This is a genomic window from Paraburkholderia atlantica (assembly GCF_009362785.1).
Lineage (GTDB): Bacteria > Pseudomonadota > Gammaproteobacteria > Burkholderiales > Burkholderiaceae > Paraburkholderia > Paraburkholderia atlantica.
This window is the reverse complement of the sequence record NZ_WHNQ01000015.1, coordinates 18,543-42,424: the sequence shown is the minus strand read 5'-3', so window position 1 is coordinate 42,424 and position 23,882 is coordinate 18,543. Positions and strand designations below refer to the sequence as shown.

General features: G+C 63.7%; 20 protein-coding genes, 1 tRNA gene and 1 pseudogene. 8 read left to right on the top strand and 14 right to left on the bottom strand.

Going from position 1 to position 23,882, the window contains the following annotated elements:
* Positions 1-11: 11 nt before the first annotated feature.
* The 3 genes from ctaD to GCT19_RS21315 all read right to left on the bottom strand — a co-directional run bounded on the left by ctaD (position 12) and on the right by GCT19_RS21315 (position 4,988).
* Positions 12-2,639: a cytochrome c oxidase subunit I gene (gene ctaD / locus GCT19_RS21325; protein ID WP_152853060.1), complete on the bottom strand. Its 2,628-nt coding sequence runs from the start codon at positions 2,637-2,639 to the stop codon at positions 12-14.
* Positions 2,636-3,700 carry a cytochrome c oxidase subunit II gene (gene coxB, locus GCT19_RS21320; RefSeq protein WP_152853059.1) on the bottom strand — a complete coding sequence of 355 codons (1,065 nt, stop codon included), beginning with the start codon at positions 3,698-3,700 and terminating at the stop codon, positions 2,636-2,638. Before coxB ends, ctaD begins: the two co-directional genes overlap by 4 nt.
* A gap of 79 nt (positions 3,701-3,779) precedes the next feature.
* Positions 3,780-4,988: a zinc-dependent alcohol dehydrogenase gene (locus GCT19_RS21315; protein ID WP_152853135.1), complete on the bottom strand. Its 1,209-nt coding sequence runs from the start codon at positions 4,986-4,988 to the stop codon at positions 3,780-3,782.
* A gap of 332 nt (positions 4,989-5,320) precedes the next feature.
* Here GCT19_RS21315 and GCT19_RS21310 point away from each other — a divergent pair, with 332 nt between their 5' ends.
* Entirely contained in the window at positions 5,321-7,084 is a 1,764-nt protein-coding gene (locus tag GCT19_RS21310; RefSeq protein WP_152853058.1) for a RecQ family ATP-dependent DNA helicase, read from the top strand.
* A gap of 127 nt (positions 7,085-7,211) precedes the next feature.
* On the opposite strand, the gene GCT19_RS21305 is transcribed toward GCT19_RS21310, so the two are convergent.
* The 5 genes from GCT19_RS21305 to GCT19_RS21285 all read right to left on the bottom strand — a co-directional run bounded on the left by GCT19_RS21305 (position 7,212) and on the right by GCT19_RS21285 (position 9,246).
* Positions 7,212-7,394: a hypothetical protein gene (locus GCT19_RS21305; protein WP_152853057.1), complete on the bottom strand. Its 183-nt coding sequence runs from the start codon at positions 7,392-7,394 to the stop codon at positions 7,212-7,214.
* 158 nt (positions 7,395-7,552) lie between these two features.
* Positions 7,553-7,625 (bottom strand) — tRNA-Lys (locus tag GCT19_RS21300).
* Positions 7,626-7,670: 45 nt separating this feature from the next.
* Positions 7,671-8,231: an Hsp20/alpha crystallin family protein gene (locus GCT19_RS21295; protein ID WP_152853056.1), complete on the bottom strand. Its 561-nt coding sequence runs from the start codon at positions 8,229-8,231 to the stop codon at positions 7,671-7,673.
* Positions 8,232-8,367: 136 nt separating this feature from the next.
* Positions 8,368-8,775: an Hsp20/alpha crystallin family protein gene (locus GCT19_RS21290; protein ID WP_013094376.1), complete on the bottom strand. Its 408-nt coding sequence runs from the start codon at positions 8,773-8,775 to the stop codon at positions 8,368-8,370.
* A 27-nt stretch (positions 8,776-8,802) separates the two neighbouring features.
* Positions 8,803-9,246, bottom strand: a complete 444-nt coding sequence (locus GCT19_RS21285; protein WP_152853055.1) for an Hsp20/alpha crystallin family protein — start codon at positions 9,244-9,246, stop codon at positions 8,803-8,805.
* A gap of 244 nt (positions 9,247-9,490) precedes the next feature.
* Here GCT19_RS21285 and GCT19_RS21280 point away from each other — a divergent pair, with 244 nt between their 5' ends.
* Together GCT19_RS21280 and GCT19_RS21275 are read left to right on the top strand one after the other, a co-directional pair.
* Entirely contained in the window at positions 9,491-9,874 is a 384-nt protein-coding gene (locus GCT19_RS21280) for a hypothetical protein (RefSeq protein WP_013094374.1), read from the top strand.
* A gap of 216 nt (positions 9,875-10,090) precedes the next feature.
* On the top strand, positions 10,091-10,483 hold the full coding sequence (locus GCT19_RS21275) for a cupin domain-containing protein (protein WP_227749300.1): 393 nt from the start codon (positions 10,091-10,093) through the stop codon (positions 10,481-10,483).
* 226 nt (positions 10,484-10,709) lie between these two features.
* On the opposite strand, the gene GCT19_RS21270 is transcribed toward GCT19_RS21275, so the two are convergent.
* The gene (locus GCT19_RS21270) at positions 10,710-12,020 is read right to left on the bottom strand and encodes an NAD(P)/FAD-dependent oxidoreductase (protein ID WP_152853054.1); all 1,311 of its coding nucleotides are present in this window, start codon (positions 12,018-12,020) and stop codon (positions 10,710-10,712) included.
* Between the two features lie 25 nt (positions 12,021-12,045).
* The gene (locus tag GCT19_RS21265; RefSeq protein ID WP_018432641.1) at positions 12,046-12,372 is read right to left on the bottom strand and encodes a hypothetical protein; all 327 of its coding nucleotides are present in this window, start codon (positions 12,370-12,372) and stop codon (positions 12,046-12,048) included.
* Positions 12,373-12,510: 138 nt separating this feature from the next.
* On the opposite strand from GCT19_RS21265, the gene GCT19_RS21260 reads away from it, so the two are divergent.
* The 3 genes from GCT19_RS21260 to GCT19_RS21250 all read left to right on the top strand — a co-directional run bounded on the left by GCT19_RS21260 (position 12,511) and on the right by GCT19_RS21250 (position 17,042).
* On the top strand, positions 12,511-12,819 hold the full coding sequence (locus GCT19_RS21260) for a hypothetical protein (RefSeq protein ID WP_152853053.1): 309 nt from the start codon (positions 12,511-12,513) through the stop codon (positions 12,817-12,819).
* Between the two features lie 261 nt (positions 12,820-13,080).
* Positions 13,081-14,214, top strand: a complete 1,134-nt coding sequence (locus tag GCT19_RS21255; RefSeq protein WP_152853052.1) for a substrate-binding domain-containing protein — start codon at positions 13,081-13,083, stop codon at positions 14,212-14,214.
* A complete protein-coding gene (locus GCT19_RS21250; RefSeq protein WP_321576845.1) occupies positions 14,211-17,042 on the top strand; it encodes an ATP-binding protein in 2,832 nt (943 codons plus the stop codon). Before GCT19_RS21255 ends, GCT19_RS21250 begins: the two co-directional genes overlap by 4 nt.
* Positions 17,043-17,084: 42 nt before the next feature.
* On the opposite strand, the gene GCT19_RS21245 is transcribed toward GCT19_RS21250, so the two are convergent.
* The 4 genes and pseudogenes from GCT19_RS21245 to GCT19_RS21230 form a co-directional block, all read right to left on the bottom strand.
* Positions 17,085-18,668 carry a hybrid sensor histidine kinase/response regulator gene (locus tag GCT19_RS21245; RefSeq protein ID WP_152853050.1) on the bottom strand — a complete coding sequence of 528 codons (1,584 nt, stop codon included), beginning with the start codon at positions 18,666-18,668 and terminating at the stop codon, positions 17,085-17,087.
* A 325-nt stretch (positions 18,669-18,993) separates the two neighbouring features.
* Entirely contained in the window at positions 18,994-19,311 is a 318-nt protein-coding gene (locus tag GCT19_RS21240; protein WP_026228127.1) for a hypothetical protein, read from the bottom strand.
* A 291-nt stretch (positions 19,312-19,602) separates the two neighbouring features.
* A pseudogene (locus GCT19_RS45080) lies at positions 19,603-19,698 on the bottom strand (XdhC family protein); the annotation flags it as partial.
* Between the two features lie 267 nt (positions 19,699-19,965).
* The gene (locus GCT19_RS21230; RefSeq protein ID WP_152853048.1) at positions 19,966-21,381 is read right to left on the bottom strand and encodes a sigma-54 interaction domain-containing protein; all 1,416 of its coding nucleotides are present in this window, start codon (positions 21,379-21,381) and stop codon (positions 19,966-19,968) included.
* 258 nt (positions 21,382-21,639) lie between these two features.
* Between GCT19_RS21230 and GCT19_RS21225 the strand changes: the two genes are divergently transcribed.
* Positions 21,640-22,521, top strand: a complete 882-nt coding sequence (locus tag GCT19_RS21225; RefSeq protein ID WP_152853047.1) for an MBL fold metallo-hydrolase — start codon at positions 21,640-21,642, stop codon at positions 22,519-22,521.
* Positions 22,522-22,555: 34 nt separating this feature from the next.
* Entirely contained in the window at positions 22,556-23,863 is a 1,308-nt protein-coding gene (locus tag GCT19_RS21220; protein ID WP_152853046.1) for an NAD(P)/FAD-dependent oxidoreductase, read from the top strand.
* Positions 23,864-23,882: the final 19 nt, after the last annotated feature.

The following is a 23,882-nucleotide window of genomic DNA, read 5'->3' as shown; positions in this document are numbered from 1 at the left end:
CACCTCACGAATCAGCCGTGCATGCGCGGCGCCAGGTACAGCACCGCATAGATCGGCAGCCAGCTCAACACGACGAAGTACCAGTAGATCGCGTTCTCGCTGGTGTCGAGCAGCCGCTTGCCCTCAAATGGACCGATCTTCAGCAACAGCGCGAGCACCGCTGTATCGACGGTATCGGTCACCAGGTGCGTGGTATGCAGCCCGAGCAGCAGCCAGACGATCGACCCGTAAGCGTTCGCGTACCACATCACGTTCAGCGCCGTGAACTCGAAGCCGCGCAGCACGAGGAAAGCCAGCGCGAATGCGAGACAAACGCTGAGCCACAAGCATGCGCGAGCCCGTTCGCCACGCTCCGCTGCGCGCTTTACGAGCTGGTTCGGCGCGAGGCTCAGCAACAGGATCGCCGTGTTCAGCGTGCCCCACAGCAGCGCGGGCGGCGGCGCGTGCATCGGCCACACCGCGTTCACGCCGCGCAGATAGAAGTACATCGCGACCGCGATCGCGAACACAGTGCCTTCGATCGCCATCAACCCTGCGGTCGCCCACCACATCAGGCTGCGATGGCTGAAGTCGAAGCTCGGCAACGCGCGCACGTCTAGGGTCGAGACGGTGCACTCCGGCGTGCCACCGGACGCCGTGACGGCACGGATTTGTGGTTTTTCGTGCTGCGCTGTACCGCCAATTGGCGACGGCCATCGCTCCAGCGCGCGCGCCAGCGCATTACTCGCGCGCGTTGGCCAGAACCACGCGATCATCGCCGCGGCGACCGGCACGGTGCCCCACCATACGGCCGTCGGCGTGAAGATCGAGCCTATGAAGAAGATCGTCGTCGCGACAGCGCTCAGAAACGGCCAGATCGACGGCGTCGGAAACAGCGGGCGGGTTTCGGCAATTGCATCGAGGGCGCTCGTCGTCAGCACCTCGCGCGCGCCGGCGGTGAAACCCGACACCGACGCCGGCTGCTGCGACGGCTCCCACAGCGGGTGGCGGCCATGCACGATCGGCAGCACGTCGAAGTTGTGCGGCAGCGGCGGGCTCGGCATGCTCCATTCGAGCGTGCCGCCGCCCCACGGATCGGCCGGCGCAGCGGCGCCCCGCCGGCCGCTGCGCACCACGTTGACGAGGAACAGCAAGACGCCGACGCCCATCAGATACGCGCCGACAGTCGCGCCCAGATTCATCGGCCCCCAGCCGAGCCCAGCGGGATAAGTCCAGATGCGCCGCGTCATCCCATGCAGGCCGAGCCAGTGCATCGGGAAGAAGGTCACGTTGAAGCCGATGAAGAACAGCCAGAAGTGCCAGCGCCCGAGGCGCTCGCCGAGCATGCGTCCGGTGATCTTGGGAAACCAGTAGTAGAACGCCCCGAACAGCGGAAACACCGCGCCGCCGATCAGCACGTAGTGCAGATGCGCGACCACGAAGTAGGTGTCGTGCACCTGCAGATCCAGCGAGACGGAGCCGAGCATGATGCCGGTCATGCCGCCCAGCACGAGGATGAAGAAAAACGCGAGCACGAACAGCAGCGGCGCACGAAGCCTGAGCTTGCCGGTCAACAGCGTCGCGAGCCAGCAATAGATCTGGATGCCCGACGGTACCGCGATCAGCACGCTCGCCGCCGTAAAGAAACTCTTGCCCAGTTCGGGCACCGTGGTCGCGAACATGTGATGCACCCAGAGGCCGAACGCAAGGAACCCGGTCGCGATCAGCGCGAGCACGATCGCCGGATAGCCGACCACCGGCCGGCGCGAAAACGTCTCGATGATCGACGACATGAAGCCGAGCGCCGGAATGAAGATCAGGTACACCTCCGGGTGTCCGAAAAACCAGAACAGGTGCTGCCAAAGCAGCACGTCGCCGCCGAGCGACGGGTTGTAAAACTGCGTGCTGACCAGCCGGTCCAGGATCAGCGCTGTGCTTGCCAGCATGATGGCGGGCATGGCGAACAGCACCATGAACTGCGTGACGAGCGTCGCCCACGCGAACAAAGGCAACCGGTTCAGCGACATGCCGGGCGCGCGCATCTTCAGAATGGTCGCGATCAGTACGATCGCTTCGAGCAGCGCGGACAGCTCGGTGAACGTGATCATCTGCGCCCAGATGTCGGAGCCCTTGCCGGTCGCATAGTCCGGGCCCGCCAGCGGCACGTAGCTGAACCAGCCCGAGCGCGGCCCCGCACCGATCGCGAACGCGATGTAGAGCGTCAGTCCGCCGAACAGGAACACCCAGTACGCGTACGCGTTCATACGCGGAAACGCGACGCTGCGAGCGCCGATCATCAGCGGGATCAGGTAGCCGGCGACCGCCTGCATCACCGGTACGGCGAACAGGAACATCATCGTCGTGCCGTGCATCGTGAACAGCTGGTCGTAGAGGTCGGGACCGAGCAGGTGGTTGTTCGGTCGCGCGAGTTGCGTGCGCATCGCCAGCGCAAGGAGCCCCGCGAGCAGGAAGAATGCAAACGTCGTGACGATGAACCGCCGCGCGATCGTTTTATGGTTGATCGCTGACAACCAGCCAATCACGCCTGGCGGGTCGCGCCACGTGTCGGCGAGCAGCGCGCGCGTATCGGCGGGCGCGTCGGGTCCGTCCTTGATCGCAAGGTCGACGTGCAAGACGGGCGGGCGTTCAAGCGTGCTCATCGTAGCGTTCCTAGCCAGGCGACCAGCGCCTGCCGGTCGGATGCGGGGAGCGGCACCGTCGGCATCGTCGTGCCCGGCTTCGTCGCGTTCGGGTCGCGAATCCATGCCGCGAGGTTCTCCTGCGTGTTCGGCAGAACGCCTGCCGCGATCGTCTGCCGGCTCATCAGGTGCGTCAGGTCTGGGCCGAGCGTGCCCTGCGCCGACGTGCCTCGCACGGTATGGCAGTTCGCACAGCTGGACTGCTCGAAGATCCGCAGGCCGCGTTGCACGAGCACATTGGACGGACTGAGCGCCTCGGTCACGGCGGGCGCCGCCTGCTGCGCGCGCCACTGGGCGTATTTTTCGGGCGTGTCGGCGGTCACGAACATCGCCATCCATGCATGCTGGGCGCCGCAATATTCGGCGCACTGGCCGCGATAAATGCCGGCTTGATCGACGCGGAATTCGATCGTCGAATCGATGCCCGGCAGCATGTCCTTCTTGCCGTGCAAATTCGGCATCCAGAAGCTGTGGATCACATCGGTCGTCTTCAGCGCGATGATGACCGGGCGTCCCGCGGGCACGTGAAATTCGTTGGCGGTCGAAAACCCCGGCTGTTGGGCGTCACCGGGATAGTCGACTTTCCACCACCACTGCTCGCCGGTGACTTCGAGACGCAACGCGTTGTCGACGGGTAAGCGTGACAGCGCGCGATCCGTCAATACGTCGGCGACGATCAGCCCGAGCAACAGCGCGACCGAGGCGATACTGACTACTGCTACCACGCGCTGCGGTCCGCGTTCGCTCGGGCTAGCGAGCGGTGGGTGCTCGTCGCCTTCCGTATTGGCGCCTCGGTCTGCCCGGCGCACCAGTGCAACCAGCACCGCCAATAGCACAGCGGCGAATACCGCGCCGCATACGATCAACGACAGGTGCCACAGCCGCACGATGTGCGCGGCCTGAATGCCGGCCGGATGCAGCGCATCCTGTGGGGCGAGCTGAGCGCGAGCTGCTTCGGCCACGCAGCAAACCAGTGCAACCGTGAGCTTTCGCGCATCGAGCGAGTTGGAAAGAAGAGCCATGAGTCTGATGGGTCCAGCGATAGCGACGATCCCGCGATGGAGAATCCGTTAAGCCGGTTTTCTCTCGCCCGTGTGTTAGTCAAGGCACCAGCTTCACCTTGATCCAACCAGGCTCCCGCCGGTCGAACTCGCGATACGCCGCGATTGCATCGACTAGCGGCTCGCGCTGAGTCAACACCGCGAGCGGATCGAACGTGCCGTTGCGTACGAGTTCGATCAACCGCGGCGTCACCGCGCGATGGTTGCAGTTGCCCATGCGTAGCACCAGGTTGCGGTTCATCGCCTCGCCGATCGGAAACACCCGATCGGTCGGCGGATACACACCGATGATCGCCACCGTGCCTGCCTTCGCGACGGCGCGCACCGCCCACTGCAATACCTGCGACGGGCCACTCCCGGGCTGCCAGTTGTCCCCGTCGGGCTTCGTGTGCGGCGCGATCTCGCTGACCTCCTGATCGAACAGCGTCTGCTGGTCCTTCGCTTTCTGTGCGGCGGGTCCGTGCTCCGCGCGCACCGCATCGACGCCGACCGCATCGATCACGCGATCCACGCCGATGCCGCCGGTCAGTTGCAGGATCATGTCGACCGGGTCTTCGTCGTCGAAGTTGATCACTTCGGCCCCTTGTGCGCACGCCATGTCGAGACGGGAAGCAACGCGATCGACCACCAACACCCGGCCCGCGCCCATCAGCTTCGCGCTCGCGATCGCGAATTGCCCGACCGGTCCCGCGCCGAACACCGCGACCGTATCGCCGGTACGGATGCCCGCCAGTTGTGCGCCGAAATAGCCGGTCGGAAAGATATCCGACAGCATGATTGCGCGGTCGTCGTCAATCTCGTCGGGCAACCGCATCAGGCTCGCGTTCGCGAGCGGCGCGCGCGCGAACTGCGCCTGCAAACCCTGAAACGGTCCAGTCGATTTCGGGCCGCCGAAAAATGCGGTGCCGGCCGCCGGCCCATGCGGATTCGCGGTATCGCATTGGGCGGTATAACCGGCGCGGCAATACGAGCAGAAGCCGCACGAGATCGTTGACGGGATCAGCACGCGATCGCCCCGGCGCAGATTGCGCACCGAGTGCCCTACTTCCTCGACGATGCCGAAGCCCTCGTGCCCGAGGATCGTACCGGGCTCCATCTCGCCGAGTGTGCCGCGCACCATGTGCAGGTCCGTGCCGCAAATCGCGCTCGACGTGAGTCGCACGAGCGCGTCGCTCGGCTGCTGCAATTGCGGGTCCGGCACGTTGTCGAGCCGGATATCCCCGATCCCGTGAAATACCACTGCCTTCATCATTCACCTCCGATGCTCGATGGCGTTAGCGCCCGTCAGGTCCTGTCGCCGGCCGCGCGACTGCCCGGTGGTCTCGTGGTTCCGCGCGCAGCGGCGAGTTCCGTTTCGCCGGAAGGGCAATCCGTTGTGCCGTCATTCATGGCGGCTCCGTTGATCGACCGGGTTCCACCGTCGAGCAAACGCCATACCGAGCCACCGGTCGCGCGGCTCGTGCCGATCTGCCATACGGTCTGTGCGGGGCGATCCCCCCGTGTCGCCCCGTCGAGGTACGCTGGTTGCTATGTCGCTGGCTGACGAGCTGCACCCCAAGCCAACCGGCGATCCCGATCTTCATGACCGACACCGACCTCACGCGCGACACGTCTGCCCGTCTGAACGCGATGCGCAGGACGCTGCGTGAGGTGTTCGGTATCAGCCGGCTGCGCCCCGGCCAACGGGACATCGTCCGCAGCGTGCTCGAACAGCGCGACACGCTCGCCGTGATGCCCACGGGGGCCGGCAAATCGCTGTGCTACCAGTTGCCGGCGTTGCATCTCGACGGTTGGACGCTCGTCGTGTCGCCGCTGATCGCGCTGATGAAAGACCAGTTCGACAAGCTGCGCGAGGCCGGCATCGACGCCTGGCGGATCAATAGCGCGGTGCCGGCTGCCGAGCTGCGCGAGACTTACGAAGCGTTGCGCGGCATGCAACGCGGCATCGTGTTCGTCACGCCCGAGCAGCTGACGCGGCCCGAGCTGATCGACGCATTGCAGGCGGGTTCGCGCCAGCGCATCAAACTCGTGGTCGTCGATGAGGCGCACTGCGTATCGCAGTGGGGCCATGACTTTCGCCCGGCGTTCCTGCGCATCGTCGATGCGGTCAAGGCGCTCGGCAAGCCGCCGATCCTCGCGCTGACCGCGACGGCGACGCCGGACATCCGCGAGGACATCGTCCGCTCGCTCGGCCTTCACGAGCCGCGTATCGTGAACACCGGCGTGTATCGCGACAATCTTCACTATCGAGTGACGCAGGTGTCGGTAGGAGGTGGACGCCAACGGGCATCGACGCGCGCGAGAGAGGCGAAGACGGCCGCGTTGCGCACGCTGCTCGCGAGTGATTCCGGCCGAGGCATCGTCTACACGGCGACCGTGCGCGAAGCCGAACAACTGGCGGCAACGGTGCGCGGCTGGGAAGTTGCCGCCGCCTGCTATCACGGCCGCATATCCGCGCGCGAGCGGCACGATGCGCAGGAGCGTTTCGTGTCGGGCGACGTGCGCGTGATGATCGCAACCAACGCGTTCGGAATGGGTGTCGATATTCCCGATATCCGCTTCGTCGTTCATTACCAGATTCCCGGCAGCATCGATGCGTATTACCAGGAAAGCGGACGCGCGGGACGCGACGGCAAGGTCGCGCGCTGCGAGCTGCTGTTCGATCTGAACGATCGGCGCGTGCAGCAGTTTCTCGCGCTTGGCCGCTATCCCGACGCCGCGCTGCTGCGGCGGATCTGCGACACGCTCGCGCAGCGTACGAAAGCGCCCGGTGCTGGCGTGACGGCGCGCGAGCTGCTCGACGCGGTGCCGGACGTCGGCCGCAACAAGCTCGCCGTGGCGCTGAAGATGCTGACCGACTCGGGGCACGTATCGCGCAGCCGGCTGCAGCGGTATCGGCTACGCGAGCGCGGCCGCGACGGTGCACGCGATCGCGCCGAGGACAGCGCGATCGAGGCCGCGGTCGAACGATATACGCAGCTCGCGACGCGCGATCGCGACGCACTCCAGCAGATCATCGATTACGCGCAAACCGGCGGCTGCCGATGGCGCGTGATGCTCGAATATTTCGGCGATGCGCAGGAGTTCGAGCGCTGCGGCACTTGTGACAACTGCCTGAATCCGCTCGCCGCGACGCTCGAAGCGCAACGAACCGCCCCCGACGATAAACGGCCGCCGCGCCACGCCAGCAGGAAGGCGCGCTTCTGCCGCGGCGACGCAGTCCGCGTGCGCAAATACGGCTCGGGCCATGTGGTGTTTTCAACCGACGAACAGGTCGCGGTGCTGTTTCCCGATGGCACGACCCGCACGTTCATGGCGAGGTTCGTGAAGACCGAGATCGCGTGATGCGCGGCAAACTTCGCGCGGAGCATGCAGTGCTGCTCTTCGCGCCTATCGGAAACGCGCCCGCACCGCGGAGTGTCCGTAACCCTGTCCGAACGACAGCTCTACACGCGAGACGCTGTGCTCATCATTATTGGCCGCCCTTTTCCTGCGACGGCTTCACTTCGGACAGGTCTTCTTTTTTGACTTCTGCTTGCCGCACGCTCGTGCCGTCATCGCCGGATTCGGAAATGTCCGTTTCGAAGGTGTCTTCGTTGCCCGTGCCGGCGTCAGCAGGCTTCGGCGTTTTCGGCTGCTGTTGCTGGGTCGTCATGATTTGCTCCTTGCAGTGTCACACGGCGCGTGATGCCGCGTGGACATCACTCAGCATGGACGATGCCCGGGAGCACAAGACCTTTGATCGTGACGATGTTCGCACCCGGAAGCAGGCGCGAATTGCCTTCCGTCTGCACCATAGAGCTGGAACTCGTATGGGCCGTACCGGATTCGAACCAGTAACCAACGGATTAAAAGTCCGCTGCTCTGCCAATTGAGCTAACGGCCCCGCCAGCCAGATGGCCACCCGCTGCCGGTAATTCTGGCGTCGGTGCTAGCCGATATCGATCGTTCGACTAGCGGACCGTGCCGGTTCCGTTTTCGGCACGGTCAACGTAAGAATGCCGTTGTCAAACTTTGCCAATGCATGGTCCGGGTCCGCATTGTCCGGCATCGGAATCCTGCGCACGAAGCTTCCATAGGCTCGCTCGAGCCGATAGCATCCGTCTTCCTCGCTGCGCACGTCCTGCTTCTTCTCGCCGCGCAGCACGATTGCCCCCTCCTCGACGCTCACGTTCAAGTCCTCGCGGGCCATCCCAGGCAGTTCCGCAGTAACGCGAAGCACCTGCCCCTCGTCCACGACGTCGATGCGCGGCTGGAAGCGCGAGGAACTGAAGTCGCCAAACCATCGTTCAAACGGACCACCGCCTGCAAATGGGTCACGAAAGAATTCCTCCACGGCACGCCACGGTTCGCGAAGAGATAGTCGTGGAATGTCAGGCCACGCGGTCCGCCACTCATCCGCGCGCCGGCCGTCTGTGTCGTCCCCTTCGGATTTGCGGGCGGCTCCGCGAAGGAACTTGAAGGGGTTCCATTTTTTCAGATCAGTGTTCATCGTGTGCTCCTTTCCTATCAGCGACGAAACGGGACTCCGGTCTCAGCGCCGCGACCGCTTCGACTCGACAGCCGAGAGGCGGTGGCCGGAGGACAGCATCCAGCTTCTTGCCAGTGCTGTCCCCCTCCGGCCGACCTCAGTCGGTACGCACCTCGATCCGGCGCGGTCGCGCTTCGTCGCGGCGCGGTATCGTCAGTTTCAGTACGCCATCCTTCAGATTGGCCTCGATCTTCGAAGCGTCGAAGTCGGCGCTCATGGAGAACGCCCGCGCGAAGTGAGGCTGACGGATCTCCGCGTGCTGCAGGCGCAGTTCCGCCGGTGTCGGCACCATCGCTTCTGCTTCGATGTACAGGTTGCCATCGTGGACCTTGACGTCCAGCCGCTCCTTGGTCACGCCCGGAAGATCCGCCCACAGCGTGATGCCGCGGCTGTCCTCGAAGATGTCTACCGGCGGCGTCAACGTGATCCGGCGTTGCGACGAATCACCGTCCCGCTGTGCCACCGCCGTTTGATCCTTTCTGGCGAGTTCAGTCGTGTCGTTCATGATGTCCTCCGTAGTTCTGCGCAGCGCTCACTGAACCGTGATCGCCCGCGGCTTTGACGCCTCGCTCTTGCCGATGCTCACCATCAGGCATCCATTGGTATACCGCGCGCTGACCTTGCCAGGGTCCACATGTTGCGGGAGCTCGACCACGCGCCGGAAAGCGCCAGCGAATCGCTCTTGTGCATAGGTGCGCGCATCATCGCCGCGAGCTTCCGGTTGCGAGGGCGCGCGCTCGCCGCTGATGGTCAGCAAGCCCTTGTCTAGTGATACTTCGAGCTTGGCCGGATCGACCCCCGGCGCGAACGCGACGATCTCGATCGAGTCGTCGGTCGAACCGATGTTGATCTGCGGGAAGGCGCCAGCGCTGCCGGAACGGATACTGGAAGGGAAGCCGCCGAACAGGCTCGCCATCTGCCGTTGCAGACGGTCGAGCTCACCGAACAGGTCGGCCCCGAAGTAAAGGTCACTCATGATCGTTTCCTCCTTCGATGCAGCACGGAAACGAACCGGCCTACGCGCTCCAGTCCGTCTGCCGAGCTGCGGGCAAACAAATCGAAACACGCAGCGCGCCGCAGGGCCGGCGCGACTGCCTGAGCGGAATTTAGAATAGTATGCACGCGGAAAATTTCAAGGGGCGTAGCGCAAATTTTTGTTCTTGAATTCGGCTCACCGAACACTATTTTCACGACACTCCGACGAACCATGCGAGGACATCATGGAATTCGAACATGACTGGCTCACCCTTGGGCGGCACCGAATCCGGTTGCGCTCAACGAAGGGTTTTCCAACCGAGACGATGCGCTCCGCGGCCGAAGTCATCCGGCTGGCGATCGACAACAATATGAGCGCCCGCGCGCGGCTGGTCGAAGTGGTATTCCGACAGGAATCGGCTTATGAAATCTCTGTCGGCACCACTTTCGCGGACGACCGGCTTTGCGCGCCGCAGCTGGAAGCAGCGATCGCCACGGTGTTGGGCTTGCAGCTGGCGCAGATCAATATCTTTGTGACGGTGGTTACGCAGGAAGAGGTCGATCTGCACTTCGGCGTTTACGAAAGAATGCTGGCTGAAAAACTCGGCGTTGTGCCGCCGATCCAGTAACGCGTGACACCCTGAACAGGTAACGGCAACGCGCGCCCGATTGCCGCGAACGACGAGCGCCTGGCCCGACCCGGGCCCGTTCGTTCACCGGGGCCAGGCCGCAACTTCATATGTCAAACGCGCTCACGCGTTTGCGAAGATTATTGACTTGGCCGAAAGATCCGCTGGAACTAGCATCGACCATAGGGCGTGGACTGCAAGCGTCCTGATTGCAGGATGATTGCGTTGCTTCCACGTGTTGGAATTGATCCGCCGACGGGAGAGATGATGATTGAGCCAGTCGAATTTCTCACCATGGTCGACGCCGCGTGCGACGGTTACCGAAATGAAGTCCTGACGACCGTCAATGATCACGATGTCCATATCAGCGTGATGAATGCGCCATATTTTTGGCATATCCATCCCGACTCCGACGAGACGTTCATCGCGATCGACGGAACATTGATCATCGATTTCGACGACGGCCAGGTCCAGTTACGCCGAGGCCAAATGCTCACCGTTCCAGCCGGCGTGCGCCACCGTACCCGTCCTGCCACGGAACGATCGATCAATCTGACGGTAGAAAGAACCAACGCCACGACGATCCGCTGCGACTCACCTCCCGACTAGCTCATTTGCACGGCTGGGCTTGCTGTCTGAAGCACCGCGTCCCGCGAAGCCGACCATGAGTTGCTGGTTCTCATCGGCCGGCGGGCATGGCAGTTGCGGCCAGGCGGATACCAGCAGAAACGAGGGAGGTCACTATGAGCAGGCTCGATCCAGATCGAACGACCGGCGAAGCGGGCGCACGGATAGGACGTACGTCTGAGTACTTCGCCACCGCAGTGCGCGCCGGTCAGATGAGTTCACGGAGTTTGTAATACCACATGCCCAGAACCAAAGCCGGCGTGCGCAGTCTCTTGCCGCCCGGGAACCGTCGATGCCTGATGCGGCTAAACACGTCGAAGCGGGAAGCATCGCCGCCGATCGCGTCCGCCAGAATCTTGCCGGCCATTCCCGCGAACACCAGCCCATGTCCGGAAAAGCCTTGCACATAGTAGAGGTTGTCGCCGATACGGCCGAGATCCGGCGCGCGGTTCATCGTGATGTCGACAAAGCCGCCCCATGCATATTCGATGTTCACGTCCGCGAGTTGCGGAAAAACACCCGTCATGCGTCTGCGCATGCGGTCGATCAGATTGCGCGGGGTGGTCGCGTCATACGTTTCACCTGCACCGAACAGCAGACGGTGATCCGCGCTCAGCCGAAAGTAATCGAGTATCAGATCGTTGTCGGACGCTGCGGCGCGGCCCGGCATCAGCGCGTCGGCCCGTGCGCTGGTAAGCGGTTCCGTTGCGATCATGTAGGTGCCCACGGGCATGATGCGGGCTTCGATCTCCGGTGCGGGATGATCGCCGAACTCTCCCAGATAAACGTTTCCAGCCATTACCACACGATCACACGACACCTCGCCCTCCGCTGTCTTCACGACGGGCCGGGCGCCCCGATCGAGCCGCGACACGGCGGAATTCTCGAAAATCCTGACGCCCGCGCGACGCGCCGCCTCGCCGAGACCGAGGCAATAAAGAAGCGGATGAAGATGGCCAGACCCGGCGTCGTACACGCCCGCCGCGAACCGCTGCGAGGCTATCTGTGCGCCAAGCGCCGTGCGGTCCAGCCATTCGAGCGGATAGTCGTAGCGCTCGCGCGTGTGCCGCATCCAGCTCATCAGTTGTTCCGCCTTCCGGTCGCTGACGGCAAGCGTCAGATATCCGCGCCGATAATGGCAATCGATGCCGAAGCGCGCAAGCCGATCTTCCAACAGTCGCATGCCCTCGAGCGACACATCCCACGCCCTTCGCGCGATCTCGCGGGAGCACTGGAGTTCGATCGCATCTTCGCCTTCGGCGCCAAAGCCGACGATCGCGTGACCACCGTTACGCCCGGACGCCCCCCAGCCGATGCGCTGCGCCTCCAGCAATGCGACGTCGAAGCCGCGCTCGGCAAGCTCCAGCGCACACGAAAGCCCCGCATAGCCACCGCCGATCACGCACACGTCCGCGTTGAGCTTCTCCTGCAACGGAGGGCCAGGCGGCGGACGGGTGACGCTCGCCTCGTAATACGAGTCCTCGACGACGCCCTGTTCTTTGGTCAACAGCGACGACATAAGCCGGTCTCCGAAGGTCTGCCCGCTATGGAACGCGTATGTTGAGAAATTGCCAGGGATCGTCGTCACACGGCGAATCGAAAAGTTGCGAGCGTTGCGCGAGCGGCGTCCACGAATCGTAGACGCCAATCATCTCGCCCAGATAGGGTCGCGCGACCCGCATCACGGTTCGATAGTCGATGTCGTCCGGTTCGACTACGCCGGCGTCCGGATTCCCGAGCGCCCATACGATGCCGGCAAGGATGCCGGCCACCACCTGCAGGCTCGTTGCGTCGTTGTGCGGCGCGAGGCGACGGGCTTGCGGCGTGGTCAGACGGGAGCCGTACCAGTAGACTCCGTTGTCGTTTCCCATCAACACCGCGGCGGTTCGCCGGGAACGCTCGTTGCTCGACGTAACATCGTCAATACGAAACGCATAACGGAGACAGCCATGGGCTGCGCGCTTTTCGCGGCCGAACGGCGCGACCCGTTCAGTGGCGGGAGAAAAGCGATGTCCATTCAGGAATATGCGCCGTATCGCGGCTGCGATATCGAGGTGAACGTCACGCTATCGAAGACGCATTGGCTCGGCGGTAAATATCGCCGTTATCGCGTGTCATGGACCGTGAGGTTGCCCGGCAATCCGCACCAGGAAGTGGTCAGTTTTCCGGAGCAGTTCGATTTTCTGACTGAGCGGGAGGCGTTCAGGTATGGAGAAAATCGGGCGCACACCTATGTCGATTCGATGTTGTCGACGCCGTCTCAAAGGCGCAGGCTGCGCGACGAGGTCGCGCAGCCCGGCACGCGCCATGAGGTTTGATGGATCGAGCAGGCGCGCGCTCTTTTGCTGAAGACGGGCGAGCCGTCGCGCAAGGCGCGCAAGACCTCTTCGCAGGTGCGGGAAAAGTCGATGCCGACACCTCGCGCCCGTTCATGCACGTCCAGGCGCAGCGTGACATTCGGCGCCGCCGCACAACCCATGACACGCGGGAATCGGGTTGTAATATCCTAATCAGGAGATCCTCCGCGAGCGGCTTGGGCGACACCAATCGACTTCGACGGAGCCCCGTGGAGGGACAGCATGAGAGGCTTCCTTCTGGCATTGGCATGCGCGTGCGAACTGTCGGCCGCCACGGCGCAGGATTTATTACCTGCCCCTCGGACTGCAGCGCCGGTCGCCACGACGGACTTCCTGGCCATGGCGAAGCGAGTGGTCGACGCCGCTTCGCGACCCGCCGCGCCCTGGAGCGGGCCGCGCAACGGGCCACGCGCGCAATCCGGAAAACATATCGCCGTCGTCGCCGACGATTTGCGCAACGGCGGCATCCTCGGTGTGGTCGATGGTGTACTGGAGGCGGCCAAGGTCATAGGCTGGCGCGTCAAGATCTTCGATTCCGGCGGCACGGCCGAACTCCGTCTGAAGATGCTCGCGAATGCGCTGGCAGGCCACCCCGACGGTCTGATCCTCGCCGGCGGCGACGCACATGCGCTGCTCCCCGCACTGCAGCCGTTTACCGACAGCAACATCCCGATCGTCGGCTGGCATGTGGCGGCGCGGGCCGGCCCGGTGCCGGGCACGCCCGTCGCGATGAACGTCTCGACAGATGCGCTCGAGGTTGCACGGGTGACCGCGCTCGCGGCCGTCGTGCAGTCTGCCGGACATGCGGGCGTCGTCATCTTCACGGATACCGGTTTCCGCATCGCACAGGAAAAGGCGGACGCAATGGCTGCTGTCGTCCGCGCGTGCAGTGGCTGTGCCCTGCTCGAAGTGCGCGACGTGGCGATCTCGCGCAGCGAGAAGCTGGTGCCAGAGGCGACACGCGCGCTGCTCGCGCGCTACGGCCCACGCTGGACCTGTGCGCTGGGGATCAACGACATCTACTTTGACTACGCCGTGCCGGTGTTGACGCAGGCGGGAATACGAAACGCTGAAATGATCATGCTGTCGGCCGGCGACGGCAGCGAGTCTGCCTTCCTGCGCATTCGCACGGGTACGTTCCAGACGGGGACCGTCGCCGAACCGCTGAATCTGCACGGCTGGCAGTTGGTCGACGAACTGAACCGGCTTTTTGCTGGAGAAGGCGTCACGGGGTTCGTGAGTCCCGTGCATCTCGTAACGGTGGACAACATCGCCGCTGACGGCGGCGATCGCCTGCTCTACGATCCTGACAACGGCTATCGCGACATTTATCGTCGGATCTGGCACCGCCCGTGAAACTGCCATTCCCACAATCGCTGACCGCTCAGTATGCGCTCGTTGCCTCGTGCCTGGCCGCGCTGGTGGTCGTGGTCGGCGCCACGTCGATCTACTCGTTGGCCAGTTCGACCTACTCGATCCGTCAGCTGGCCGAAGAGCGGCTCGCCCGCCTCGTGGATGCGCAGGATCTCGTGCAGCACACGCTGACGATCGAACGCCTCGCGTTGCAGTTATCCAGCGACGATACGGTTCAAGCCGTGCGTGAGACGCATCGGCAGGTGCTCGAACAGTTGGCATCCTTCGACGGCCTGGTCAACCGGCTGGCCTCCGCGACGACGAGCGAAGACCCAGCTGTCGACCCGCTGACACTTTATCGGTCGAGCCAACGCTTTCGCAACATCGTCAACATCGAGGCGCAGGTGCGCGAGACCGCGCTCGCCAGCCGCGGTGCCTCGGCGTCAATGCAACCGGCAGGCGTGTCGCTGGCCAGCCTCGACGCGGATCTGCGCGGCGCGGCCGACGCTCTCGCCGCCGCGGCGCACCGGCAGTCGGATGATTTGACGAGTGAATACCGCGAAGCAGTCCAGGATCTGGCCGCTCGCGCAGATCGCACACGTAAATGGGTGGCAGGCGGAGTCGCTGTCAGCCTGTTGCTCACCTGGCTGATCGCCCGCGAATTCCTGGGGCGGCACGTCGTGGCGCGCCTGCGCCGCGTCAGCCATTTTCTGCGACACGGCGACGCCGGAAACACGCAAGCCGGCGTCCCCGTGCACGGCGGCGACGAGATTGCCGATATGGCGCGTGCCGTCGAGCAGTTCCTCGAAGACCGACGCCAACGCCGCCAGGCCGAGGATGCGTTAAAGGAGCTCAACGCCGAGCTCGAGGCACGCGTCGCCCAGCGAACGGCGGAACTCAGTACAGCGCTTGCGGGTCAGGCCGGCGAAATCGCCGAACGTCAGCACGCCGAAGATGCGCTTCGGGAAAGCGAGAACTTTCTTAACAGCATCATCGAAAACATCCCGGACATGGTCTTCGTCAAGGAGGCCGAGACCTTCCATTACGTGCGCTTCAACAAGGCAGCGGAGCAACTTCTCGGCTACCGGCGCGAGGAACTCCTCGGCCGCTCCGTCCATGACCTGTTTCCCGTCGACGAGGCCAATTTCTTCGCTCTGAAGGATCGCGCCGTGCTGGAGTCGCGACAAATGATCGACATACCGGAGGAGCCGGTTCATACGCGCCATGGACTTCGCCTCGTACACACGATGAAGATTCCGATCGTCGATATGCGCGGCGAGCCCCGATTCCTGCTCGGCATCTCACGTGATATCACGGAGCAAAAGCAGGCCGAAGCGGAATTGCGGCGCTATCGCGAGCACCTCGAAGACATGATTCGCGAGCGGACAGCGGAACTGGCCGTCGCCAAGGAGCGCGCCGATGCGGCCAATCAGGCCAAGAGTGAGTTTCTGGCACACATGAGCCACGAGCTGCGCACGCCGCTCAACGGAATTCTTGGGTACGCGCAAATCCTCAAGCGCGACACGACCCTCGATCAGCACCAGCTCGACGGACTGACAGTAATCCAGCGCAGCGGCGAGCACCTGCTTACGCTCATCGACGACATCCTGGATATCGCCAAAATCGAGGCCGGGAGAATGGAACTCAATTTATCCGACGTCCCGCTCGAACAGTTCGTCTCCTTTATCGCCGAGACGATACGGGTGAAGGCCACGGAAAAAGGCTTGGACTTCGTTTGCGAGATGCCGCCGGATCTGCCCGCGTGTGTGCGGGTGGACGAAATACGGCTGCGTCAGGCGCTGCTCAACCTGCTCTCCAACGCGATCAGATTTACCGAGAAGGGCAGCGTGCGTCTGCGCGTCGCTTTCCTGCCGCCGGCGCGCCTATGTTTTGAAGTGCGGGACACCGGCATCGGCATAGATCAAGGGCGTCTGGAGGAAATCTTCAGTCCTTTCGAGCAGGTGAGCGACGACCGCCATCGCTTCGGCGGGACGGGCCTGGGGCTAGCCATTAGCCGGCAACTCGTCCGCCTGATGGGAGGCGAGATTCACGTCGAAAGTCGCCGCGATATAGGCAGCGCCTTTTCGATCGAGCTGGACGTCGAAGTGGTAGCGCCTTACGCGGCTGTCGCCGCGTCCGAACGGCTCGTGAGCGGCTACCATGGGTTGCGCAAGACTATCCTGGTCGCGGATGACGTGGCGGAGAACCGTGCCGTGATGGTCGATATGCTCGGTCCGCTCGGATTCGACATGGCGCAGGCTGGTAATGGAGCTGAAGCACTGGAGAAAATCGAATCCCTGCATCCTGCGCTCGTCCTGATGGATGTGGTCATGCCCGGCACGGACGGCCTCGAAACCACGCGTCGCTTGCGCCGGATGCCCGAGTTCCGCGACCTCCCGATCGTCGCAGTTTCCGCGCGCGCGTCGAGAACCGATGCGGCGCACAGTTTGGAGGCCGGCGCAAATGCCTTTCTGGCCAAACCGATCGAGTTCGGCCAGCTATTGTCCGTCGTTGCGGCCCTCCTGAATGTCGAGTGGATCGATGCAGGTTCAGAGGCACGGGTCACTGCAGCCGGCCAATCGGCCGTACCCGCTGGCGCGCCTCTTCCCGACCACTTGACGGCGCCTCCGCCGGAGGAAATTCAAGCGCTGCACTACCTCGCGCGACTCGGCGATATGCGTGCCATCGTGCAACACGCCCAGCACTTGACCGAGCTCGATGAGCGCTATCGACCCTTCGCGGACCACCTCTGCAGGTTGGCAAAGGCTTACCGGTCCAAGTCGATTCTCAACTTCGTTGAGCAATATCTGGAAGGAAGACAAACTCGATGATTTGCGCCGCGGAGCGTGAATCGCTTCGTCTCACATTCCAGATCATGTTCGAGCTTCACCATCGAGCGGAATGTGAATCGAAACCATGGTGCCCGCGCCCGGTGCGCTGTCGATTGAAAGCGATCCGCCAATCAGCCGCGCGCGCTCGTTCATGCCGAGCAGGCCATATGAATAGTCGCGCCTCACGACTTGATGGTCGAAGCCGCGGCCATCGTCACGCACCTGCAGCACGAGCTTCGCCGCCGTCGAAACAAGCGTCACCTCGACACGTGTGGCGTCGGCATGCCGCGCGACGTTCGTCAGCGATGCCTGTGCGATGCGGAACAGGGCCGTCGCATGGGCATCGGACAGCGCGGGGTCGCCGCCTTCGATGCGCAATTCACACGCAATCGCATGGCGGCGGTTGAACTCCTCGACAAGCCATTCGAGCGCGGACACGATTCCGAAGTTGAGCGCGGCGGGCCGCAAATGGCTCGCGACATTGCGCACCATCGAGATCGTGCCTTCGACCAGTTGACGCATATCATCGGCTTTTTTCGAAGCTTCCGGGTCGTGCGCTATGCGCATCTTGAGCAGAGACACGTCCATCTTGAGCGCAGTCAGCAATTGGCCCAGTTCGTCGTGAATCTCCATCGCAATGCGCTTTCTCTCCTCCTCGCGGATCGCCTCCATATACGCGGACAGTTCGCGCTGCTGCTCGCGCGACTCGACGAGTTCCTGTTCCATCTGCTTGCGTCCCGTAATGTCGTTCAGGCCGACATAGATCGCGGGAGAATCGTCGTAAGTCGCGACGCGCGCCGTCGCCATCGCCCAGAACCGTGTACCGTCCGCACGCCGGAACTGTATCTCCCTGTTGCGCAAGCTGCCCTTCGTTCGCAGATGCTCGATCAGACGCTCGCGCTCCGCCCGGTCGGCGTAGAAATCCGCGATGTTGGCGATCAAGCGTTCGTCCATGCCGAAGAGTTCGCGCAGCGGCTGATTCGTGTACAGGATGTGCCCGTCAGGCATCGACGTGATGCACAGCGGCACCGGACTCGTTTCGACGATCGCGCGAAAGCGAGCCTCGCTTGCCTGCAAGCACGCGTTCGCGCGCGCCAGTTGTTCCGTACGCAGCGCGACACGCCGCTCGAGATCGTCGCGCGCTTGCGATAACGCAGCCTCCGTTTCCTTGCGAATGGCCACTTCCGCCAGCAGTTGCCGGTTTTGCGCGAGAACCTGCTTGTGCATCACCCGCAGCTCGAGATGCACGCCAACGCGCGCCACCATCTCGTCGACGCGCAACGGCTTGGTCACATAGTCGACGCCACCCGCCAGAAAACCTTCGACGCGGTCCTCGTTGCCCGTCAGCGACGTCATGAACAAGACGGGAATATCGCGCGTGCGCTCATCAAGCTTGAGGCGTCGACAGGTCTCGAAGCCGTCGATGCCCGGCATCTTCACGTCGAGCAGGATCACATCGGGCTGCGAGAAGACCGCGCGCTCCAACGCTTCGATACCGTCGAGCGCCACCAGCACGCGAATGCCTCGCGCTTCGAGACTGTCGACAACTACGCCGAGATTGCCCGGCGTATCATCGACGATCAGAATAGTGCCGGTCTGCGCGACCGGGGTGGCCAAATGGCTCATGATGCGGTGTTCCCTTTGAGAGACCGCTCAACGAGTTGCGGGGTGACCTTCCACCGACCGGCGCGCGCGGGTTGATGCGATTCGTTCATCGCGCACATGACGAAGGCCGCCCCGCCATGCGGCGAAAATGTCGAACGCCATATATCCCCGCGAGTGCCGCCGTTGTGGGTGTCCTATTCTGCACTCGATGTCAGAGCCTGGTCCATCGCGCGCTCACCGGTTTTGAAACGTCCGATGAAACATATGCGCCGCGGCCTCACTGCCGCCGCACGCTGGCTGCACGCTTTTCTACGCTCGTCTGCGCTTTTTGCCGGGATGCGGTTCGCTATTCCGCCACCTCGCCCACCACGGCCAGCAGCCGGACTGTGCGAGGCTCCGTCAGTTCGTCGATCAGGTCGGCTACTTCGCACAGCGCGCGAAACTCATACTCGTTGATCTGCTCCGCGTGATTGCGACGCAATTCGCGCATCGTTTCGCCCAGGCGTCGGAGCGCGGCAGGCGTGCTGTCGATCATCGGCCAGCAGTGCATCAAATATGCAAGCGATCTCACGCAGCGCGCCTCGCACCACGAGTCGAACAGCCGTAGACATATCGAATCGATCTGCTCGACGACGTTCTCCCGCTCCGACAGATAGCCCATCATGATCCATCAATTAGACATTGCATTTCGATACTTCATCATCTATGAGCCGGAGTTGTGTCGCATTCAGCGCAAGCTGGAAAATCAGGGTGAGTCATCCTGATTCGCGTGTCAGGAAATCCTTAGTGCCATGCCGATTCCGATGGAGGAAATCCGGACGACCGCAAATGGGCGTGCGGCTGGGTCCGAATCGGGTGTTTCCGGATTCCGAAGGCAATGCGACCCTGCGCCGCTGATCTCATCATCTCTACATCTGGAATACGCTGATCACGCTGCCGAGGGACAATCCGCTGCGTGCAACCTCGCCAGTTCCGCATTGGAGAGATCGAACTCACGCAGACGCTCGCGCCGCGCCGCGTTGTTGCGCCGCGAGCCGAGCGCGCCGACGTAAGGTGATGAGCCCCAGGTCTTCACAACGGTCACGAGCAGCACGCGGTGCCCTGCGCAGAGCCAGCGCTGGCATGCGCGAAGCACCTCGAGATTGACGCTGTCCATCATCGCCTCCTGCTCTGCGACACATATGCCGGACACGACATGGCCGGCTCGCGCGAGCAGTGTAAACAAGCACCCAGGTGCGCGGAATCAGCGATTTTTTATCGATTGATCAAGACAGCCGATCAATGCTCGCGTCGCATTGCGAGCATCGCTCAGGTTTGGTTAGGCACCCTCACCGCCGGCGATCGCTTTAAGCCGGCGATAAAGCGTGCGCTCGCTCAAACCCAACTGCGCGGCAAGCTCGCTGCGCTTCCCGCGGAATTGCGCCGCTGCGTTCGCGAGTTCCGCATCGGTGAGCTTGCGGAGCAAGCCCAGACCCACGGCCAGCGATTCCTTCACCGCGCCGGAAGCCTTATCGCGGACCGCCTCCGGCAAGTGTTCTGCGCGGATCACGCCACCGTCGGCGAGGAGGTTGGCGCGCTCGAGCACGTTGCGCAATTCGCGGATGTTGCCGGGCCACGCATAGGCGCGCAACAGCGCCAACGCCTCCGCCGAAATCGACGCTTTATGCGACGATCCGGCGCGCGCCGACGCAATGCGCCGCAGGATCGAATCCGCGAGCAGCGCGATGTCGTCGACACGCTCGCGCACCGCGGGCAAATGAATCGGAAACGCACTGATGCGGAAATACAGATCAGCGCGGAACTGGCCGTCCGCGACCATCCGCTCGAGCGGCTTGTGCGTGGCCGCGACGAGCCGGAAATCGGCGCGCAGCATATCGGTGCTGCCCACGCGCCTGAAGGTGCCCGTTTCGATCAGCCGCAGCAGCTTCACCTGAATGGATAGCGGCACGTCGCCGATTTCATCGAGAAACAGCGTGCCGCCCTGCGCGGTTTCGACGAGGCCCTGCTTACGGCTCGTCGCGCCGGTGAACGCGCCTTTCTCGAAGCCGAACAACTCGCTTTCGAACAGCGTCTCGGTGATGCCCGAGCAATCCACCACGACGAACGGCCCCTGGGCGCGGCTGCTCGCTTCGTGCAGCGCTTGCGCGAACAGCTCCTTGCCGGTGCCCGATTCGCCGAGCAGCAGCACGGGCAGCATCGACGGTGCGACGCGCTGCAAAGCGGAAATCGCCTCGTTGAACGCCGGCGCGCGCCCGACCAGACCTTCGGAGCTTGGCCGCGCGGACGCGCTCCTGACCGTGGCGAGACGCTCGACATAGGCGACGATGCGCGCGTGCCGGTCGAAAATCGGCCGCAATTCGACGTCGACGTGCTCCGGGCCTCTCGGTGTGTGGTGGATATGCAGCACGCGATCCGCGCTGCGATTTTCGGTCGCGCGTTTCATCGGGCAGTGCTCGCCCGCCTGATCGCACGGCACGTCGTAGTGATGTGAAACCTGATAGCAGCGGCGGCCGATGTGCGCCTGACCTTCGACGCCGAACTGGCGCTGATAGGCGCGGTTCGCGGCCAGAATCTGATAGTGCGGATCGAGCACGATCGCCGGTTGCGGATCGTGCTCCAGATACGACACCAGCGTGCTCACGTCGGGCACCACCGCGGGCACGCCGTCAGGCGCGCCAAGGGTTGGCGGCGAAAGCTCGGTCGAAGGGGGCGGCGGAAAGTCGGGTGGGATCATCGTCGTTACTCCGTGGCAGCCGCACTATACGCCGGAACTGCCATTTCTGCCACGACTGCCAAATGGCAGTGACGCTATGCCGCGCGAGATGCCAATTGTCTGGCAGCGGCATATTCTGCGCACCAGGTCACGAGCGACAAACCGCTAAAAATCAGTGCCTTACGAACGAGGCTTACAACGCTGCGGCTGGATGGCACGACTCCTGCAAAAGTGAGCGCCCGGACTGACCTGGTCCGCTATCGTGAGGAACCCACCGCAATGGCAACCGGCAAGCTAGCCGTCGAGGGCTTCTTCGATCCTGCCACATCGACCATCAGCTATCTGCTGATGGATGCAGGCACGAGGAATTGCGCATTGATCGACACCGTGCTCGACTACGACCCGAAGTCGGGACGCACCCGCACCGCAACCGCGGATCGCCTCGCCGCGCGCGTGGAGTCGCTCGGCGCGCGCGTGCAATGGATACTCGAAACTCACGTGCACGCCGACCACCTGTCGGCCGCGCCTTATCTGAAAGCGAGGCTCGGCGGTCAGATCGCGATCGGCGCGCAGGTTACGCGCGTGCAAGCCGTGTTCGGCAAGCTGTTCAACGCGGGACCAGAGTTTTGCGCCGACGGCTCGCAGTTCGATCGCCTGTTCGATAACGACGAGACGTTCAACGTCGGCGACCTGTCAGTGCGCGTGATGCACACACCAGGCCACACGCCCGCCTGCGTGACCTATGTCGCGAGCGACGGCAGCGAAGAAGCCGCGTTCGTCGGCGACACGCTTTTCACGCCCGACTACGGCACCGCGCGCTGCGATTTCCCAGGCGGCGATGCGGCGGCGCTGTACCGCTCGATCCAGCGCATCCTCGGTCTCGCGCCGCAAACCCGCCTGTATCTGTGCCACGACTACCAGCCGGGCGGCCGGCCGCTGCTGTTCGAGACCACCGTGGCCGAGCAGCGCGAACAGAACATCCACGTCCACGACGGCATCGACGAAGCGTCGTTCATCGCGATGCGCACGGCCCGCGATGCCACTCTCGCGATGCCCGTGCTGATCCTGCCTTCGGTGCAGGTCAACATGCGAGCGGGCCACCTGCCGCCGCCCGAAAGCGATGGCGTGTCGTACATCAAGGTACCGGTCGATGCGCTGTGAGCGCGGCTGCGTAAGACAAACAAGAGGACCCTACATGCGGAACACGAAACTGACAGACCCTTCGAATCCAGCCGCCGACACGCCCGGCTTCACATCGCAACGGAGGCGGCCGACGCACCGGCACGACGTGGTGATCGTCGGCGCCGGCGCGGCCGGCATCGCGACGGCATCGAGCCTGCTCGCGCGCAGTCCCGATCTCGACATCGCGGTCATCGATCCCGCCGACACGCACTATTACCAGCCGGGCTGGACGATGGTGGGCGCCGGCGTATTCCACCCGGAAACGACGGCACGTCCGATTTCCAGCGTGCTGCCCGCGAACGTGAAGTGGTTCAAGGCCGCCGTCACTCACTTCGAGCCAGCGGAAAACCTCGTGATTCTCGACGGCTCGCGCGCCGTCGAATACCGCCAGCTGGTGGTGTGCCCCGGCCTCAAACTCGACTGGAACGCGATCGACGGTCTCGTCGACACGCTCGGGCGCAACGGCGTCACGTCCAATTACCGCTACGACCTCGCGCCGTATACGTGGAAGCTGACCCAGCAGCTGGAAAGGGGCCGAGCGCTTTTCACGCAGCCGCCGATGCCGATCAAATGCGCCGGCGCGCCGCAGAAAGCGATGTATCTCGCGTGCGATCACTGGCGCCGCAGCGGGCGGCTGCAACATATCGGCGTCGAGTTCCGCAATGCCGGCGCTGCGCTGTTCGGCGTCGCCGACTACGTGCCCGCGTTGATGCAATACGTCGAGCGTTACGACATCGCGCTGAACTTCGGCTCCGCACTGAGCGCGGTCGATGGCGACGCAAAAATGGCGAGATTCACGCACACGTTAGCCGACGGCAGCAAGCAAACCTTCGAGACCGGCTTCGACATGCTGCACGCCGTGCCGCCGCAGAAGGCACCCGACTTCATCCGTGACAGCGCGCTCGCCGATGCGGCCGGCTGGCTCGACGTCGATCAGGCCACGTTGCGACACAAGCGCCACGAGAACATCTTCGGCCTCGGCGACGCGACCAACACGTCCAACGCAAAGACTGCCGCCGCCGCGCGCAAGCAGGCGCCGGTCGTCGCGCACAACGTGCTCGCGGCGCTGGGCGCGGCGCGCGGCCTGGCGACCTACGACGGCTATGGCTCCTGCCCGCTCACCGTCGAGCGCGGGAAGATCGTGCTCGCCGAGTTTCTGTATGGCGGCAAGGTCGCGCCGACGTTTCCCGCGTGGCTCATCGACGGCAGAAGGCCATCGCGGCTCGCGTGGCTGCTGAAAGAGCGAATCCTGCCGCCGCTGTACTGGCGCGGCATGCTGAAGGGCCGCGAATGGCTCGCGAACCCGCAACTGGCGGACTGAGCGCTGACACGCACTGCTC

Excerpts from the sequence above, each read along its gene's own strand:
- GCT19_RS21305 (WP_152853057.1), bottom strand. The coding sequence starts at position 7,394 with ATGACGACCCAGCAACAGCAGCCGAAAACGCCGAAGCCTGCTGACGCC.
- GCT19_RS21310 (WP_152853058.1), top strand. The coding sequence starts at position 5,321 with ATGACCGACACCGACCTCACGCGCGACACGTCTGCCCGTCTGAACGCG.
- GCT19_RS21280 (WP_013094374.1), top strand. The coding sequence starts at position 9,491 with ATGGAATTCGAACATGACTGGCTCACCCTTGGGCGGCACCGAATCCGG.
- GCT19_RS21255 (WP_152853052.1), top strand. The coding sequence starts at position 13,081 with ATGAGAGGCTTCCTTCTGGCATTGGCATGCGCGTGCGAACTGTCGGCC.
- GCT19_RS21290 (WP_013094376.1), bottom strand. The coding sequence starts at position 8,775 with ATGAACGACACGACTGAACTCGCCAGAAAGGATCAAACGGCGGTGGCA.
- GCT19_RS21260 (WP_152853053.1), top strand. The coding sequence starts at position 12,511 with ATGTCCATTCAGGAATATGCGCCGTATCGCGGCTGCGATATCGAGGTG.
- GCT19_RS21285 (WP_152853055.1), bottom strand. The coding sequence starts at position 9,246 with ATGAGTGACCTTTACTTCGGGGCCGACCTGTTCGGTGAGCTCGACCGT.
- GCT19_RS21315 (WP_152853135.1), bottom strand. The coding sequence starts at position 4,988 with ATGAAGGCAGTGGTATTTCACGGGATCGGGGATATCCGGCTCGACAAC.
- GCT19_RS21240 (WP_026228127.1), bottom strand. The coding sequence starts at position 19,311 with ATGATGGGCTATCTGTCGGAGCGGGAGAACGTCGTCGAGCAGATCGAT.
- GCT19_RS21220 (WP_152853046.1), top strand. The coding sequence starts at position 22,556 with ATGCGGAACACGAAACTGACAGACCCTTCGAATCCAGCCGCCGACACG.
- GCT19_RS21245 (WP_152853050.1), bottom strand. The coding sequence starts at position 18,668 with ATGAGCCATTTGGCCACCCCGGTCGCGCAGACCGGCACTATTCTGATC.
- GCT19_RS21295 (WP_152853056.1), bottom strand. The coding sequence starts at position 8,231 with ATGAACACTGATCTGAAAAAATGGAACCCCTTCAAGTTCCTTCGCGGA.
- GCT19_RS21275 (WP_227749300.1), top strand. The coding sequence starts at position 10,091 with ATGATTGCGTTGCTTCCACGTGTTGGAATTGATCCGCCGACGGGAGAG.
- GCT19_RS21230 (WP_152853048.1), bottom strand. The coding sequence starts at position 21,381 with ATGATCCCACCCGACTTTCCGCCGCCCCCTTCGACCGAGCTTTCGCCG.
- GCT19_RS21225 (WP_152853047.1), top strand. The coding sequence starts at position 21,640 with ATGGCAACCGGCAAGCTAGCCGTCGAGGGCTTCTTCGATCCTGCCACA.
- GCT19_RS21270 (WP_152853054.1), bottom strand. The coding sequence starts at position 12,020 with ATGTCGTCGCTGTTGACCAAAGAACAGGGCGTCGTCGAGGACTCGTAT.
- coxB (WP_152853059.1), bottom strand. The coding sequence starts at position 3,700 with ATGGCTCTTCTTTCCAACTCGCTCGATGCGCGAAAGCTCACGGTTGCA.
- GCT19_RS21265 (WP_018432641.1), bottom strand. The coding sequence starts at position 12,372 with ATGGGAAACGACAACGGAGTCTACTGGTACGGCTCCCGTCTGACCACG.
- ctaD (WP_152853060.1), bottom strand. The coding sequence starts at position 2,639 with ATGAGCACGCTTGAACGCCCGCCCGTCTTGCACGTCGACCTTGCGATC.